This window comes from Pseudomonas sp. Marseille-Q5299, assembly GCF_943737035.1.
Taxonomy (GTDB): Bacteria; Pseudomonadota; Gammaproteobacteria; order Pseudomonadales; family Pseudomonadaceae; genus Aquipseudomonas; species Aquipseudomonas putida_E.
Genome location: NZ_CALSFR010000009.1, coordinates 82,432 through 96,852 on the forward strand (window position 1 = coordinate 82,432; position 14,421 = coordinate 96,852).

Below are 14,421 nucleotides of genomic sequence, written 5' to 3' on the forward strand. Positions count from 1 at the left end.
GCATCACCGGGGTTCGCAGGGTTAGGTTTCCTGTATTGCCCACTCAGGAAACCTTCCCTTGGACTCCATTACCCAAGCCGTACTCGGCGCCGCGCTGCAAGGCACAGTGCTTGGCCGTATCCAGGGCCGCCGCTCGTTGATCTACGGCGCCGCACTGGGCACCGTGCCGGACCTGGACGTGGTCATCCGCTACGCCGACCCGGTGTCGCAAATGACCTACCACCGCGGCTTCTCCCACTCGATCTTCGTGCTGACCGGCCTGGCCCTGTTGCTCGCCTGGCTGGTCAACCGGCTGGGCCGCACGCGCTGGCCTGACAAAGGCTACACCTTGCCCAGGCTGTTCCTGGCGTTCTGGCTGGTACTGGTGACCCACCCGATCCTTGATTCATTCACGGTATACGGCACGCAGCTGTTCTGGCCGTTGCAGTTCACCCCGCAAAGCTGGGCCAGCGTGTTCATCATTGACCCGGTCTACACCGTGCCGCTGCTGGCGGCCGTGCTCTACGCCGCTATCAGGGGCGTGAGCGGCAAGGCGTTGCGCCTGATGAGCCTGGCCCTGGTGTTCAGCACGGCTTACCTGGGGTTCGGCCTGGCCGGCCGCATGGCCGCCGAGCAGCGTTTCCAGGCTGCCCTCAAGCAGCAGGGGATTGTCGCAAACGAGGTGCGCGCGGTACCGATCGCGTTCAACAGCCTGGTCTGGCGCGTGCTGGCCAAGACCCCGGATGGCGATTATTACGAAGGCGTCAGTAGTGTTTTCGACCGTGCGCCACCGGAAATGCAGCGCCTGCCGCGTAACCTGCAGCTTGCCACCGCATTGGTCGATGCCCCCCTGCTGCAGCGCCTGCGCTGGTTTACCGATGACTGGTTACGCTATGACGAGGTGGACGGCGCGCTTGTCGTGACCGACCTGCGCATGGGTATTCCCGGCAACTACACCTTCCGCTTCAACATGGCCCATCGCGATGGGCAGGGTCACTGGATTGCCCACACGCCAAGCGTGTGGCGGGGCAGCGGGGTCGGTGGGATGTTCAACCGCCACGATCTGACGCTGATCTGGCGCCGCATCCTCGACCAGCAACCACCGTTGCCATTGGCCGCCTGGACCACCCAATACCTGCATCAGGCCGACGGCCCCGGGCGCTGAGGCGTGCGCTCAGCGGGGTTGGACCTGGTCAAGTGGACGGCCATCGTAACCATGGTTGCCGACCACGTACGTTTCCTCTGGCCGGCTGCCGAGGGGCTGTTCATTGTCGGTCGCCTGGCCTTCCCATTGTTCTGCCTGGCGATCGCAGTGAATGTCGGGCGCAGCACACCGGGCCGGCTGTTTACCCGTGCCAACCTGCGCTACCTGGGCTGGATGCTGGCTTTCATGGTGCTGTCTGAAGGGCCCTATCGTTGGCTGGACCCTGCTACCCAGACCTTCAGCGTGATCCCCACTCTGACCTTGGGGCTGCTGGTGGCCTGGGCTGTGCACCACCCCCCGGCGTCAGCGCGGCTAATCGGCCTTGGCGCCGTGCTGATTGCAACCGGGTGCAGCGCGCAACTGATGTACGGGTTGCCCGGCGTACTGCTGCCTGCGGCCTGGCTGATGGCTCGCAGCCGAGGGGGAGTGGCCTGGCTGCTGCCGTGCCTGTTGGCTGTGGCAGGCAACCTGACCAACAGCTGGTTGTTCGAGCACCTGCTGGCACCGGTCACTTTGCTGACCATGGCCGCTGCGGCCCTGGCCATACCTGTCGGGTGCATGTTGCTGCGCCACGACCACTGGCCTGTGCCTGCGGTGGGGCGCTGGGGGTATCTGTTCTACCCGTTGCACTTGCTGGTCATCAAGGCACTGCAGTGGATGCTGTAACGAGGCCCTTGCAATACTGCAATACGCACCCATTTAAGCGGGTCTTCAGTATCCGCAGGAACCTGACATGGAACCCAACCGCTTCGGCGACATCACCGCTTTCGTCAGTGCGGCGAAGGCGGGCAGTTTTACCGCTGCAGCGGCGAGCCTGGGGCTGACCCGTTCAGCCGTGGGCAAGAGCATCGCGCGCCTGGAGGCGCGTATGGCGGTACGCCTGCTCAACCGTACCACGCGCAAATTGAGCCTGACCGATGAGGGTTTGGTGGCGTATGAGCGCTGGCGGCAGATTCTCGATGACCTGGACGAGGTGGAAAGCACCATGGCCCAGCGGCGTGGCAAGCCCACCGGCACGCTGCGCCTGACCGGCCCGCTGTCGTTGGGCCAGCGGCATGTGTTGCCGGTCCTCGATGCTTACCTCAAGCAATGGCCGGAACTGCGCGCCGACATTCGTTTTACCGACCGTTTCGTCGATCTGGTCGAGGAGGGCGTGGACGTAGCCGTACGGATCGGCGCACCCAAGGAAGACTCACAGTTGCTCACTCGCACTGTGGCCTGGCAGCAGTTCGTTACCTGCGCTTCGCCGGAATATTTGCGCCAGCACGGGGTGCCGCAGGTGCCTGCAGACCTGTACGGGCATGACAAGATTGCCTTCCTGACAGGGGAAAAATCCATGCCCTGGCGCTTTCACACGCCAGAGGGCCTGCACCTGTGCGAGGAGCCCGGGCGGCTCAATATCGACAGCTCCGAAGCCATGCTCGATGGCGCACGGGCAGGGTTCGGGCTGATTCACCTGCCCACCTACATCACCGGGGAGGACCTGCGCGCGGGCACGCTGGTGGAGGTGTTGCACGCCTACAGGCCACCGGCCGACCCTATTCGCGTGGTGTACCCGAGCAAACGCCACCTGTCTCCGCGAGTACGGGGGTTCATCGACCTGCTGGTGGCGAGTTGGGAGCACGGAGTGCCCTGGGAGCAGTGATTGTGAATGTCAGGCCCCTGAAGCCGGGTTCAGCCCTGGCGCGCCTACAGCTTCGAGCCTGTAGGCGCGGGGCCCCTCATGCCATCAAGCCTGTTTCAGGAACGGGTAATCCGTATACCCCTCAGGCCCGTTTGCATAGTCGAACTGTGGCCGATGCTCATTCAGTGGCGCCTGAACCCGCAGGCGTTCCACCAGGTCCGGGTTGGCGATGAAGCTGCGCCCGAACGCCACGGCATCGATCAACCCACGCCCGATCAGGTCTTCGCCTTTCTCTGCGGTATAGGCACCTGCGGCAATGATTACCCCTGGGTAAGCTGCCCGAATAGCCTCACGGAACGTATCGCGCAGCGGCTTGCCACCAGCCCAGTCCGGCTCGGACAGGTGCAGGTAGGCCAGGTTGCGCTTGGCCAGTTCCTTGATCAGGTACAGCCCTGCTGCCTCTTGATCTTCGCCATTGTCCACGCCATTGAAACCGCCCAACGGGAAAATGCGGATACCCACGCGCTCGGCGCTCCAACCGGCAATGGCGGCATCCACCGCTTCGAGCACAATACGGGCGCGGTTCTCGACACTGCCGCCATAACGGTCCTCGCGCTGGTTGGCGCTGGGGGTGAGGAACTGGTGCAACAGATAGCCGTGAGCGGCATGCAATTCGATGAAGTCGAAGTCGGCCTCGCGAGCATTGACCGCTGCCTGGCCGAAATCGGCGACGATGTCGGCGATCTCTTCCTCGCTCAGGGCACGCGGTACGGAGGTCTCAGTGCGCAGCAGGTTGCCTTGCTCGTCACGCAACGTGGTACGGGCATTGGCAGGTAGGGCGCAGGGCGCCACTGGCGCCTGGCCACCAGGCTGCAAGGTCGTGTGCGAAACACGGCCGGTGTGCCAGACCTGCACCGCGCTGTGGCCGCCTGCAGCATGAATGCCTTCGTTTACCAGGCGCCACGCGGCAATCTGCTCGGCGGTGTGAATGCCTGGTGAACCCGAGTAGCCCTTGGCCTGGAAGGAGATTTGCGTAGCCTCGGTAATGATCAGGCCTGCACTGGCACGCTGGGCGTAGTACTCGGCCATCATCGGGGTGGGTACATCCCCAGGCTCCAGGCTGCGCAGGCGGGTGAGGGGCGCCATGAACACGCGGTTGGGCAACGTCAGTGGGCCGATCTGCAAGGGTTGGAAGAGTTTCATTGCCGCTCCGAAGGTGAAAGAACCAATGGCGCGCACGATACCGGGATGATTGGGGAATGGGGGGACCGGCACCCCGGCGGCAGGCTCCCCAATGGCTTTGATCACGCAGGTCAACACACTTTTCTGGGCCGAGGGAGCGGCTGGCACACCTGTGTCATGTCTGCAGCAGCTGTTTCATCGTTGCGCCAGTCCGTGCTGCCTGGCGATTGCCGGCAGTGCAGCGTCGAACCGCTCTGGCATGGCGGTTTGGCAAGCTCATTGTGCCAATGGCACAGCCGTTGCTCTGTGTGTTCCGACGCCTGATGCGGTGTCCATAACAAGAACGGAGAACCGAGCATGAATCGAACAGGCCCGCACCGTCGGCCTCTGCCGCACTTGCTGAGCTGCCTGGCCTTGAGCCTGGCGTGCAGCGCACCTGCCTTCGCCGCCGAAGTCGACGGCCAGCGCATCATCGAGGCCGACAAGGAACCCGGCAACTGGATGAGCCACGGCCGTACCTACGACGAGCAGCGCTACAGCCCGCTCAAGGCGATCAACCAGGGCAACGTCAACCAGCTCGGCCTTGCCTGGAGCTACAAGCTCGACCTTGACCGTGGCGTGGAGGCTACACCGATCGTGGTTGACGGGGTGATGTACACCACCGGGCCGTTTTCGGTGGTGTACGCCCTGGACGCGCGCAATGGCACGCTGCTGTGGAAGTACGATCCGCAGTCTGACCGCCACCGCGCCGGTGAGGCCTGTTGTGACGCGGTCAACCGAGGGGTGGCGGTGTGGCAGGGCAAGGTCTATGTGGGTGTGCTCGATGGGCGCCTGGAGGCGATCGATGCCAAGACTGGCAAGCGCGTGTGGTCGGTGGACACCCGCGATGACGACAAACGCAGCTATACCATCACCGGGGCGCCGCGGGTGGTCAACGGCAAGGTGATCATCGGCAATGGCGGTGCCGAATTCGGTGTGCGCGGCTACGTGACTGCGTATGACGCCGAAACCGGCAAACAGGCCTGGCGCTTCTTCACCGTGCCGGGCGACCCCAAGCTGCCGCCCGAGAACAAAGCCATGGAGATCGCCAGCAAGACCTGGCACGGCGACGCGTATGTCGAGTGGGGTGGCGGCGGTACGGCCTGGGATTCGTTCGCCTACGACCCGGAACTCAACCTGTTGTATATCGGCGTGGGCAATGGCTCGATGTGGGACCCGAAATGGCGCAGCCAGGCCAAGGGCGACAACCTGTTCCTTTCCTCGATCGTCGCGGTCAATGCCGACACCGGCGAATACGCCTGGCACTACCAGACCACGCCAGGCGATGCCTGGGACTTCACCGCCACCCAGCACATGATCCTGGCCGAGCTGCCCATTGACGGCAAACCGCGCAAAGTGCTGATGCAGGCGCCGAAAAACGGCTTCTTCTATGTGCTGGACCGTGCCACCGGCGAGCTGCTGTCGGCGAAGAACATCGTGCCGGTGAACTGGGCCAAAGGCATCGACATGAAGACCGGGCGGCCGATCATCGACGATGAGGCGGCGGCCTACTGGAAGGACGGCAAGCGCAAGCTGGTGACCCCGGCGTTCTGGGGCGCCCATGATTGGCACCCAATGTCCTACAACCCCGACACGGGGCTGGTGTACATCCCGGCGCATATCATGTCGGCCTACTACGAGCACATCCCCGAGGCGCCCAAGCGCAACCCGTTCAAGAGCGTCTACCAGCTGGGGCTGCGCACCGGCATGATGCCTGAAGGCGCCGAAGGCCTGCTGGACATGGCCAAGAGCTGGTCGGGCAAGCTGATCGCCTGGGACCCGGTCAAGCAGGCGCCGGCGTGGGAGGTGCCGTACATCACCATCTTCAACGGCGGCACCCTGAGCACTGGCGGCAACCTGGTGTTCGAAGGCAGCGCCGATGGCCGTGTGATCGCCTATGCCGCCGATTCGGGCAAAAAGCTCTGGGAGTCGCCCGCCGCCAGCGGCGTGATGGCTGCCCCGATCACCTATTCGGTGGACGGCGAGCAGTACGTGACGTTCATGGCCGGCTGGGGCGGGGCGTTTTCCACCTTTGCCGGGGCGCTGTCGCTGCGCGCCGGGGTGCAGCCGTTCGCCCAGGTGCTGACCTACAAGATCGGCGGTACCGCCAAGTTGCGTGAGCCGGCGCCACCGGCCGACGCACCGGAGCCGCCCGCGTTGACCGCCGATGCGCAAACGGTCGCTGCCGGGGCCGCCCTGTATGACGGCAACTGCTCGCAATGCCACGGTATCCACGCCGTCAGTGGTGGTGTGCTGCCCGACCTGCGCAAGCTCACTGCCGAAAAGCACCAGATGTTCCTCGGCATCCTCTATGGCGGCAGGGTACCCGATGGCATGCCTTCGTTCGCCGACAACCTCAAACCCGAGCAGGTCGAGCAGGTGCACCAGTACCTGATCAAGCGCGCCCATGACTTGAAGGCCGAAGGCGATGCGTGGCAGCGGTTCAGCGCCAAGCCCGTCGCCCAGCCGCCCCTGGCCGACAACACACCACAGGAGTGACACGAGCATGACAGACACGACCTACCAGAACTTCATCGACAACGCGTTTGTACCCAGCGAGGCACTGATCGAGGTCTACAACCCGGCCAACGCCCAGTTGCTCGGGCGGGTGCCAGAAACACCGGCCGAACAGGTGGAGCGCGCCATCGCAGCAGCACGCAAGGCGCAAAAGGGCTGGGCGGCGAAGACAGCCATTGAACGGGCAGGCTACTTGCGCCAGATCGCCAGCAAGGTGCGGGCCAATGCCGACCGCCTGGCGCGGATCATTACCCAGGAGGGCGGCAAGGTGCCGGCGCTGGCCCAGGTCGAGGTCAACTTTACCGCTGACTACCTTGACTATATGGCCGAATGGGCGCGCCGCCTGGAGGGCGAGGTACTCAGCAGCGACCGCGCCCACGAACACATCTTCCTGATGCGCAAGCCACTGGGCGTGGTGGCGGGGATTCTGCCGTGGAACTTCCCGTTCTTCCTCATCGCACGCAAGATGGCGCCGGCGCTGCTCACCGGCAATACCATCGTGATCAAGCCCAGTGAGGAAACCCCCATCAATTGCTACGCGTTCGCCCAGTTGGTGGCCGAGACAGACTTGCCCGCAGGCGTGTTCAACGTGGTGGGTGGCAAAGGGGCGAGCGTTGGTCACGGGCTGTCGAGCCATGCTGGTGTCGACCTGGTGAGCTTCACCGGCAGCGTGGCTACCGGCGCGCGGATCATGGCCGCGGCCGCACCGAACATTACCAAGCTCAACCTCGAACTGGGCGGCAAGGCCCCGGCGATCGTGCTGGCTGACGCCGACCTGGACCTTGCGGTGAAAGCCATCGTCGCCTCGCGCGTGATCAACACCGGCCAGGTCTGCAACTGTGCCGAACGGGTGTATGTGGAGCGCAAGGTGGCCGACGCCTTCGTCGACAAGGTAGGCCAGGCCATGGCGGCCATCCGCTATGGCGACCCCTCGCGCCAGGCCGATCTGGACATGGGGCCGCTGATCAACCAGGCCGGCCTCGACAAGGTGGCGCAGATGGTGCGCACGGCCGTAGGGCAGGGCGCCCAGTTGGTGACCGGGGGGCAGGTCGCCGACCTCGGCGCCGGGTTCCATTATCAGCCGACTGTGCTCGCCGGCTGTGCTGCGGACATGGAGATCATGCGCAAGGAGATCTTCGGACCGGTATTGCCGATCCAGGTGGTCGACGATCTGGACGAAGCGATTGCCTTGGCCAATGACAGTGAGTATGGGCTGACCTCATCGCTCTATACCCGCGACCTGAATGCAGCGCTGAAGGCTTGCCGCGAGATCGACTTTGGCGAGACCTACATCAACCGCGAGAACTTCGAAGCCATGCAGGGCTTCCACGCCGGTGCGCGCAAGTCCGGCATCGGCGGGGCGGATGGCAAGCATGGGCTGTATGAGTACACGCGCACCCAGGTGGTGTACATCCAGGGGTAAGTCTTCACCCCAGCGTCCCCGTCTTGCCGGCGATGCAGACGCTGGGGTGCATGGCACCGGCCTGCCGGCGATAGGGGCGCACCGGTCACCCCAACAGGTTTGGCTGCACGATCGCGTACCGCTTCATCTTGCGGTACAGCGTCGAGCGCGAAATGCCCAACGCCTGCGCCGCTGCGCTCATGTTCCAGTGCTCACGCTTCAAGACCTCCAGCAAATGCCGCGCCTGAAGGTCTTCCACCTGTTGCTCGAGCGCTGCAGGCTGGGCAGGCGCTGCACCGTCCAGCAACTCCTGGGGCAAGTCGGCCAGTTCGATCACACCGCCCTCGGCCAGCGCTACCGCCTGGCGCAGGGCGTTGAGCAGTTGGCGCACATTCCCCGGCCACGCATGGCCCAGCAGGCAACGATGCGCCTCGGCGCTCAAACGCAACCCCGACCCGGCCGACAAGCCAGAGAGCAGCGCATCGATCAGCTCGCGGCGGTCGCTGCGCTCACGCAGGGCCGGTAACCTCATGCGCATCCCGCACAGGCGATAGTAAAGGTCTTCGCGAAAACGCTTTTCGCCAATCATGGCCTGCAGGTCCTGGTGCGTCGCCGATATCACCTGGATATCAAGCGCCACTGGCGTTTCTGCACCCAGTGGCACCAGTTCACGTTCGGCCAGCACCCGTAGCAGGCGCGTTTGCAGGTGTGCAGGCATATCACCGATTTCATCGAGAAACAGTGTGCCGCCATTGGCGTGCTCCAGCTTGCCCTTCATGCCTTTGCGGCTGGCACCCGTGAAACTGCCGGCGCGGTAGCCGAACAGTTCGCTTTCGATCAATGACTCGGGTATCGCTGCGCAATTGAGCGCCACGAACGGCTTGGCATGGCGCTGGCTGGCCTGGTGCAGGGCGCGGGCGAAAGCTTCCTTGCCGGTACCGGTTTCGCCGTCGAGGAGGATGGCGATGTCCTTGTCCAGCACCTTGCGCAGCCGACGCACGCTTTGTTGCAGTTGCGCGTCCTGGCCTGCCAATTGTTCGAGGCCGGGGTGGCGAGCCCGTGCGGGCATCGGCGGTACAGCCGGCAGCGGGCGATAGCCGGCGGGGACGCGCAGGCCGACGTCCAGCAAAAGCGCTTGAGCATGGGCGCGCAACTGGGTACCGCGGGCGCCGCCACGGGTGAGGTCGAGCAGTTGGTCGATATCGGCGTGCAGCAGTTGCTCGACAGGCGCCCCCAGCAACTTGCCGCTGTGCGCAAGGAAGGCCGCCCGATTGGCACCGATCACCCGGCCACCTTCATCCAGCGCAAGCAACTGCTCGGCCGCCAGGTCCGAGAACTCGTCACGCGGTTTCAGCGCCAGGGTCAGGCGGTCGCGAAAGCGCTCGCGGAAATGGCTGTTCTCGATCAGCCGTGCGTACAGGGTCACCAACTGCAAGGTCAGGTGCTGTGCTTGCTTGGGACCGTCGTTGTACAGGCAGGTGGCATTCAGGCAACCGAGCAGTTGATTGTGGGCATCGAAGATCGGCGACACCGAGCAGCTCAGGCGGGCGTTGGCTGCCAGGAAGTGCTCCTGACGGTGGATGGTCAGGGCCTGCCGGCTAGCCAGAGCGGTGCCGATGCCGTTGGTGCCGGCCACCGACTCGTCCCAGCGCGCGCCAACGATCAGCCCGGAACGGGTATAGCGTTGCGGGTCGGCCGGCAAGCGGGAATCGAGGGTAATACCCTCGGCGTCACTGAGCAGCACGGCGAAGCCTGCATCCACTACGCGCCGCGCCAGGCCGCTGACACCCTGGCTGGCGATGGCCAGGTAGGCCTCATGCTGGGCCTGGTGCTGGCGGATTTCGGCGGCGCTGAGGATATTGTCGACGTGGCGCAGTTCAGGGTCCAGGTGATGCTGGTTGATGCTGCGGTACCAGGATTCGGCGATCACAGGCTCGGGCATCAGGCCACGTTCGGCGAAATGGCAATCGACGAATGCGGCCAGCTCACTGGCATGGGGTGAGGCGGTGTGCGCGGCCATGGGCGCTCCACGAAATTCTTGTTATTTGAGGTGGAGAAAACCATAGCTGATTTTTGCATGATCGGCAGCCGGCCTGGTGCGGGGTGAATGCGTTCAGCCGATCAACTCAAGCGCCTGAGCCAGGCTCAGTGACCGCTTCATACGCTGCGACAACTGCGCCATGGCATCCGAATAGCCTTTGGCGATCACAGCCTCCACCCGCTCACCTGCACATTGCAAGGCAATGAAATCGCCTTGCTCCGGCGCCCCGACAAACTCGATGCGGTCCCAGCCGCGCGCATGCCCCAGTACTTCATAGGTACGCCCATGCTGATAAGTCCAGAAGAACGGCACGTCTTCATACCGGCGTTGCTCGCCCAGCATGTTGGCGGCAGCTATGACACCGTGTTGCTGGGCCAGGCGCCAGTGCTCGATGCGCACCGGGCGGCCGGTGAGGGGGAAGGTCGCGATATCACCGGCCGCCCACAGCCGGTCGGCGGCCTGCAGCTCGGCGTCGACCGCTATGGAGTGGTCCTCGGCCAATTGCACGCCCTGCACGAAGGCAGTGGCCGGCGTGACGCCGGTGCCGAGCAAGACCAGTGATGTTTCGATCTTATCGCCATTGCTCAGCAGCACGGCTTCGACGTGTTGCGCACCGATGAACCGCTCGACGTCGGTCGGGCCATGGAACATCACGCCCTCGCGCTCATGCAGCGCACGAATCGAGCGGCCAATGCGTTCACCCAACTGCATGCGTAACGGAACCTCGTGGCGGGTCACCACGTGGACCTGTGCGCCGTACGTGTGCAATGCCGATGCAGCCTCCAGGCCGATGAACCCGTCACCGACGATCACCACGGGCTGGCCGGGTTCGGCGGCATCGAGCAGGCGCGCCGCATCTTCGCGCGAGCGCAGCGTCACGATGCCTGCCAGGCTTGCACCGGGCAGGTCAGGGCGTTGCGGCTTGCCGCCAGTGGCCAATAAGGCTGCGTCATAATCGATACGCTGGCCGTCGGCGAGGGTGATCTGGCGCTTTTTGGCATCCAGCAGGCGCACCTTGCCCGAGCGCCGTTCCAGTTGGCCTGTGCGCAACTGGTCAGCGTCAAGCAGCGCTGGCACTTCGTCAGGCGGCATTTCGCCGGCAATCACGAATTTGCTCAGTGCAGTACGGTCATACGCCGGTTGCCGCTCCTGGTCGAGCCACACCAGGCGACCGCCGAACCCATGGGCCAGCAGCGTGGCAACCGCCGCCGAGCCTGCGGCACCGGCGCCGATGACGACGAAGCAGCGCGCATCGCTGTGACGCGGTGGCTCGGGGTGCGGCAGAGGCTGGTCATCGACCCAGATTTCGCCATCCTTGACCCATGCGCGGTAACGGCGCAGGTCTGCCAGGGCCGGCGGCTCGCAAACCACGCCTTCGTCAACGGCGAAAGCGGCCTTGTGCCAGGGGCAGACCAGCAGGCCGTTGCATACCACGCCCTCTTCCAGCGGCGCTCCGGCGTGCGGGCAATTGGCCTGATAGGCGCGGACCTGCCCGGCGCTGCGAATCAGGATCACTTCTTCGCTGCCGGCTTGTACGCGAAGGGGGCGCTTGGGGTCGAGTTGCTCGAGGCGAGCCACGGCGTGCTGAGTCATGAATATTCTCCAAAGGGGGCCTTGGAACCATTTGACGCCTGGGATGACAGGGTGATGCAGTGATCTGACGGCCGGAAGGAGCGCCATGCTTCATGAGGGGCGTGTTCGGCCTTGGTCAGCGATAGAGCCGTGTGCCATGATCGGGCTTCTTGCGCCAAGGTCGCCTGTGCCGCGCCTGCTCGCGACCAAAACCCAATACCCTCAAGGACCACCGAATGTTCGAACTGGACCATGACCTGGCGCAGGATATTGTCGATCGGGCAATGGCCATTCTGCCGTGCAATGTCAATGTCATGGACAGCCAGGGGCTGATCCTGGGCAGTGGTGAGCCAGGGCGCATCAACACCCGCCACGAAGGTGCGCAGCTGGTATTGGCCAATGGCCGGATCGTCGAGCTGGATGCAGACGCCGCCAAGTGCCTCAAAGGCGTGCAGCCGGGGGTCAACCTGCCGCTGATGCTCGATGGGCGGCTGATCGGCGTGCTGGGGCTGACGGGTGACCCGCAGCAACTGCGCACCTACGGCGAACTGGTGCGCATGACCGCTGAAATGCTGCTGGCCCAGCGCCATTTGCAGGTTGAACAGCAATGGCGGCGCCAGCGTTGTGATGACCTGCTGGCGTTGCTGCTCGGTGGTACGGGCGACTCGCCGCGGCTGCTGGACGAAGCGCAGCAACTGGGCCTGAAGCCGCAGTTGCCACGGGTGCCGTGTTTGTTCGAACTGCGTGCCGGCCCGGCGGCCGAGGCCTTGGCTGCCTGGTTGATGAGCCGTTACCCGGACAGTTGGTGCGTGAGCCCGGCACGCGATTCCTTGCTGTGGTGCCGCCCGGCCGGGGTGGCGCTGGATGAGGTGCGCCTGCTCGAGCGCGTGCAGCGCAGCGGCTGGCAGATCCAGCGCATGGCGCTGGGTAGCCCGGCGCAGAGCCTTGAGCAGTTGCGCCGCGGTTACCGGCGGGTTCGTGACCTGCTCGCCTATGGCCGCGAAGTGTTGCCAGGCGAGCAGCTGTTGAGCCTTGCGCGTTACCGTCTGCCGGCGTTGTTGTGGCGCCACCGCAATGAAGATGCGCTGGATGAGCTGCTTGAGCCGCTGCACCGCGTGCGTGCCAAGGATGCCAGCGGGCAGTTGCTCGCCACCCTGCGTGCCTGGTGCGCGCATGATGGCCAGAGCCAGGCCTGCGCCGATGCCCTGGGGATTCACCGCAACAGCCTGCGCTACCGCCTGGAGCGCATTGCCGAGCTGGGCGAGGTCGACCCGTTGCGCCTGGAGGGCATGTTGAGCCTGTATCTGGGGTTGCAGCTGTTGCCAGCGGATTGACCTGGGCAAAAAGGCATTTGCCCAAACAACCTGTCGGCCGGTTTGTGCATCCGACCGAGGCCCCGACGCCGGCCAACTGTCAGCATGCGGCCATCTGGACAGGAGAATCCCCATGAAAATCGTCATCGCCCCCGATTCGTTCAAGGACAGCCTTGATGCTGCCGGTGTCGCCCGTGCCATCGCCGCCGGCCTGGCCGAGGCGCTGCCGACCGCTGAGCTGCTCGAGTGCCCCATGGCCGATGGTGGCGAAGGCACCATGCAGGCGATTGTCGCTGCCAGCCACGGCGAACTGCGCCGGCAGACCGTTCGCGGGCCGCTCGGCCAGTGGGTGCAGGCCGGTTGGGGCTGGCTGGCCGAAAGCCGCACAGCGATCATCGAGATGGCCCAGGCCAGTGGTATCCAACTGGTGCCTAGTGCGCAGCGTGATGCCTGCCGCAGCAGCACCTGGGGCACCGGCGAACTGATCGACGCCGCGCTCAGCGCAGGGGCACAGCGCATCGTTTTGGCAATCGGCGGCAGTGCTACCAACGATGGCGGCAGCGGCATGCTGCGTGCCCTTGGGCTGCGTTTGCTGGACACCGATGGCCAGCCACTGGAAGAGGGCGGCCTGGCCCTGGCCGGGCTGGCACGTATCGATGCCAGCGGCCTTGACCCGCGCCTGGCGCAGGTTCAGGTCGAAGTGGCGGCCGACGTCGACAACCCCCTGTGTGGGCCCAATGGCGCTTCGGCGATCTTCGGGCCACAAAAGGGTGCCAGCCCCGAGCAGGTCCAGGCCCTGGACCAAGCGCTGGGCCACTTTGCCGACCATTGTGCGCAGGTGTTGGGCCAAGATGTTCGGGAACAGCCAGGGTGTGGTGCGGCCGGCGGCATGGGGTTCGCGGCCAAAGCCTTCATGGGGGCGCAGTTCCGCCCGGGCGTGGAAGTGGTGGCGGAGTTGGCCGGCCTCGATGCGTTGGTGAAAGGTGCCGACCTTGTGATTACCGGTGAGGGCCGCTTCGATGCCCAGACCCTGCGGGGCAAGACGCCGATGGGTGTGGCGCGTGTCGCCAAGCGCCATGGGGTGCCGGTGGTGGTGCTGGCGGGCACCTTGGGTGAAGGCTATCAGCAGCTGTATGCGCACGGTATCGATGCGGCATTCGCCCTGGCCAGCGGGCCGATGACCCTGGAGCAGGCCTGCGCCGATGCCGCGCACTTGTTGCGGGCCCGGGCCAGTGATGTTGCGCGGGTATGGCGTTGCGCCCACGGGCGCTGAAGCGTCTGCGGCAAACCCATGGCGATGCGCCGCGTGTGCGGCGCTCGGTCTCAAGGTTGCTGAAAAAAGCCCGTGGCATGCCCCGGAAATACCCAAAACATCTTTGTCTGATATCCCACCGGATCCACGGCGCGAGGAATGAATAGCGCTCGGAAAAATCGCACTTGCTGATCAGGTTTTACCCGCTGAAGTTGCTGAATAATACCTCGTGACTATCACCGGCGGTTTCAAATAAGTATTTTACTTGAGCCGGACGCTCGCCAATTCTCTGCGCT

The 14,421-nt window shown here is 64.7% G+C and carries 10 protein-coding genes; 7 read left to right on the forward strand and 3 right to left on the reverse strand.

What is annotated here, in order from left to right:
* The first annotated feature begins 58 nt into the window (after window positions 1-58).
* The 3 genes from NGJ21_RS22940 (at window position 59) to NGJ21_RS22950 (ending at window position 2,828) form a co-directional block, all read left to right on the forward strand.
* Window positions 59-1,144 (forward strand): metal-dependent hydrolase, encoded by a 1,086-nt coding sequence (locus tag NGJ21_RS22940; RefSeq protein ID WP_251962715.1) that lies wholly within the window; start codon window positions 59-61, stop codon window positions 1,142-1,144.
* Window positions 1,145-1,147: 3 nt separating this feature from the next.
* The gene (locus NGJ21_RS22945) at window positions 1,148-1,849 is read left to right on the forward strand and encodes a TraX family protein (RefSeq protein ID WP_046786163.1); all 702 of its coding nucleotides are present in this window, start codon (window positions 1,148-1,150) and stop codon (window positions 1,847-1,849) included.
* 67 nt (window positions 1,850-1,916) lie between these two features.
* Window positions 1,917-2,828, forward strand: a complete 912-nt coding sequence (locus NGJ21_RS22950) for a LysR family transcriptional regulator (protein WP_174141173.1) — start codon at window positions 1,917-1,919, stop codon at window positions 2,826-2,828.
* Between the two features lie 84 nt (window positions 2,829-2,912).
* Here the strand turns inward: NGJ21_RS22950 and NGJ21_RS22955 are convergent, their stop codons facing one another.
* Window positions 2,913-4,010 (reverse strand): alkene reductase, encoded by a 1,098-nt coding sequence (locus tag NGJ21_RS22955; protein WP_251962716.1) that lies wholly within the window; start codon window positions 4,008-4,010, stop codon window positions 2,913-2,915.
* Window positions 4,011-4,346: 336 nt separating this feature from the next.
* On the opposite strand from NGJ21_RS22955, the gene NGJ21_RS22960 reads away from it, so the two are divergent.
* Window positions 4,347-6,527 carry a PQQ-dependent dehydrogenase, methanol/ethanol family gene (locus NGJ21_RS22960; protein WP_251962717.1) on the forward strand — a complete coding sequence of 727 codons (2,181 nt, stop codon included), beginning with the start codon at window positions 4,347-4,349 and terminating at the stop codon, window positions 6,525-6,527.
* A 7-nt stretch (window positions 6,528-6,534) separates the two neighbouring features.
* Window positions 6,535-7,968, forward strand: a complete 1,434-nt coding sequence (gene aldA, locus NGJ21_RS22965) for an aldehyde dehydrogenase (protein ID WP_174141175.1) — start codon at window positions 6,535-6,537, stop codon at window positions 7,966-7,968.
* Between the two features lie 85 nt (window positions 7,969-8,053).
* On the opposite strand, the gene NGJ21_RS22970 is transcribed toward aldA, so the two are convergent.
* Complete coding sequence (locus tag NGJ21_RS22970; RefSeq protein ID WP_046786168.1) at window positions 8,054-9,967, reverse strand: sigma-54-dependent Fis family transcriptional regulator; 1,914 nt, start codon at window positions 9,965-9,967, stop codon at window positions 8,054-8,056.
* A gap of 93 nt (window positions 9,968-10,060) precedes the next feature.
* On the reverse strand, window positions 10,061-11,581 hold the full coding sequence (locus NGJ21_RS22975) for an FAD-dependent oxidoreductase (RefSeq protein WP_237858478.1): 1,521 nt from the start codon (window positions 11,579-11,581) through the stop codon (window positions 10,061-10,063).
* A gap of 215 nt (window positions 11,582-11,796) precedes the next feature.
* Here NGJ21_RS22975 and NGJ21_RS22980 point away from each other — a divergent pair, with 215 nt between their 5' ends.
* Together NGJ21_RS22980 and NGJ21_RS22985 are read left to right on the forward strand one after the other, a co-directional pair.
* Window positions 11,797-12,894 (forward strand): sugar diacid recognition domain-containing protein, encoded by a 1,098-nt coding sequence (locus NGJ21_RS22980; protein ID WP_115274760.1) that lies wholly within the window; start codon window positions 11,797-11,799, stop codon window positions 12,892-12,894.
* Between the two features lie 112 nt (window positions 12,895-13,006).
* On the forward strand, window positions 13,007-14,146 hold the full coding sequence (locus tag NGJ21_RS22985; protein ID WP_174141179.1) for a glycerate kinase: 1,140 nt from the start codon (window positions 13,007-13,009) through the stop codon (window positions 14,144-14,146).
* Window positions 14,147-14,421: the final 275 nt, after the last annotated feature.